General features: G+C 52.8%; 2 protein-coding genes and 2 pseudogenes. 2 read left to right on the forward strand and 2 right to left on the reverse strand.

The genetic code is table 11. The features are described 5' to 3' along the window. Window positions 1-460 (forward strand): annotated as a pseudogene (locus tag JS46_RS22630) (phage tail protein); the annotation flags it as partial. Beyond that, window positions 460-1,065 carry a tail fiber assembly protein gene (locus tag JS46_RS22635; RefSeq protein WP_033756065.1) on the forward strand — a complete coding sequence of 202 codons (606 nt, stop codon included), beginning with the start codon at window positions 460-462 and terminating at the stop codon, window positions 1,063-1,065. The pseudogene JS46_RS22630 and the gene JS46_RS22635, both read left to right, overlap by 1 nt. Here the strand turns inward: JS46_RS22635 and JS46_RS22640 are convergent. Beyond that, a complete protein-coding gene (locus JS46_RS22640; protein ID WP_033756066.1) occupies window positions 1,062-1,505 on the reverse strand; it encodes a tail assembly chaperone in 444 nt (147 codons plus the stop codon). The two genes, JS46_RS22635 and JS46_RS22640, sit on opposite strands and share 4 nt — an antisense overlap. 4 nt (window positions 1,506-1,509) lie before the next feature. Further along, a pseudogene (locus tag JS46_RS22645) lies at window positions 1,510-1,903 on the reverse strand (hypothetical protein); the annotation flags it as partial.

Below are 1,903 nucleotides of genomic sequence, written 5' to 3' on the forward strand. Positions count from 1 at the left end.
AAACCTCGGTTTAGGCGAAGGCTCGCCGGTCATAGGCTCGCCGTTCCCCTGGCCGCACGCGAAAATGCCCAATGAGCTGTTCCCCTCCATGGCTGGCATGGTCTTTCTTAAAAGTAACGGGGCGACGTTTAGCAGCACGTTATATCCAAAGCTGGCACTGGCTTATCCGGGGCTTAAACTGGCCGATCTCCGTGCTGAGTTTATCCGTGGCTGGGATGACGGGCGCGGCGTTGACAGTGGCAGGACATTGCTTTCTTCACAGGAAGCAACGGGGGTTGCTGTCACGCTCGGCTTTTTCACTTCTTACAGCGGTATTGATATCGAGGATTTTGAGGCCGGGAAGGTTCATCCAACATATTCCGTCTACACCGCGCAAACAACCACATCTTCAACCGGCACAACCTATCGTAAGGTTCGCCCGCGCAACGTCGCGTTTAACTTCATCGTGAGGGCTGCATAATGGCTAAGGTCATGCTTGATAAAAATGGCCAGGCCAAATCGGCCGGCACATTGACGATTTATAACTATGATGCGCTGAACGGCGAGTTTACCGGCTCCAGTGAAGAGTATCTGCCGCAGGGTGTTGGCCTGCCTGCCAATGCCTGCATTACAGCGCCGCCCATTTTCGAGGCCGGGCAAGCAGCTGTTTATCGTGATGGCAACTGGCAGGTTGTTGCCGACCATCGCGGCAAAACGGTCTACTCCATTGCTGATGGCTCGGAAATCGTAATATCAGAATTAGGTGATTATCCGGCAGATACGACGCCGCTTGCGCCCGCAACCGCCTGGGATAAGTGGGACGGGGAAAGGTGGGTTACTGATGCGGATGCGCAGCAGGCTGCCGACGTAAAGAGCGCAGCCCGGCAGAAATCTTCGCTCATCAGCGAGGCGAACGGGGTAACGCAGGCATGGCAGACGCAGCTGCTGCTCGGCATTATTACGGATGCAGACAAAGCTCTGCTCACCGAATGGATGAAATATATTCAGGCGGTGCAGGCGATTGATATTTCTCAGGCTCCAGAAATCAGCTGGCCTGCGCCGCCGGATATTGCAGCGCAACTTTAAGAAAGTATCGGCCAGTCTATATCTGGCCCATCTTCAGGATTTATTGCTGCCACTGCGTCTATATAATCAAGCGCCGCATTGAGCTTTACACTTTCAGCTTCGGTGAGCTTTCTTCCGGCCTGCAGTTTGAGCTGAATAACGCTCACTGACAGCATAGCGGCATCTGTCAGAGCCTGCTTTTTTTGCTGTACTGTGGCGACCATTTTATCATGTGACGGCGGCGGAATGTCTACCCATGCAGGAAGCCCGTCAGCTACCCCTACAGTTTTACCGGCAGGAGATGTCCGGTTAAATTCCTCGTAAACCTCATCAGAGATTTCAATGTAATTTTCCGGCCATGTTCCGGCATTTTCATAATCCGCTTTATCGGAAATGCGATAAAAAGCGTTTAGCACCGGAGGGCTGTATTTATCGTTAACGGCTGAGAAAATGTAATTCATGCTCTTACCTTCCTAACGCGAATGCTGAAAGACCGCCCGCCAGAGAACTGACGCCCGAAGTAATTGATCGCATCTGCCCTACGATGTGCTTTGCTGACGACAGGCTGAGATTGACCGCAACAGTGGAGGTCTGGTTAAGGTTGCTGTTAGGCGCGCGCTCAGCCCCCCATGCAAATAAAATCTCAGTTGGAAACGGCGTATCAAACGCAATATCAAACCATCCGTTCTGGTCGGCCGAGCCTAAGACGGCCTTGATAATAAAGCCGTTGGGTAACTTCGCAGTCAGCTTCCTTGAGCTGGAGTCCCCGCTCACAGTCAGGTCATAAAATGACATGTCCGGGATCTGTTTTACGCCAGCGCCGACCGCGCGTTTCGCTGCTTCGCCTAAACCGAGGTTT

The organism is Pantoea sp. NGS-ED-1003, from assembly GCF_000738765.1.
GTDB classification, from domain to species: Bacteria; Pseudomonadota; Gammaproteobacteria; order Enterobacterales; family Enterobacteriaceae; genus Pantoea; species Pantoea septica.

Coding starts and splice junctions, on each gene's coding strand:
- JS46_RS22640 (WP_033756066.1), bottom strand. CDS start 1,505: ATGAATTACATTTTCTCAGCCGTTAACGATAAATACAGCCCTCCGGTG.
- JS46_RS22635 (WP_033756065.1), top strand. CDS start 460: ATGGCTAAGGTCATGCTTGATAAAAATGGCCAGGCCAAATCGGCCGGC.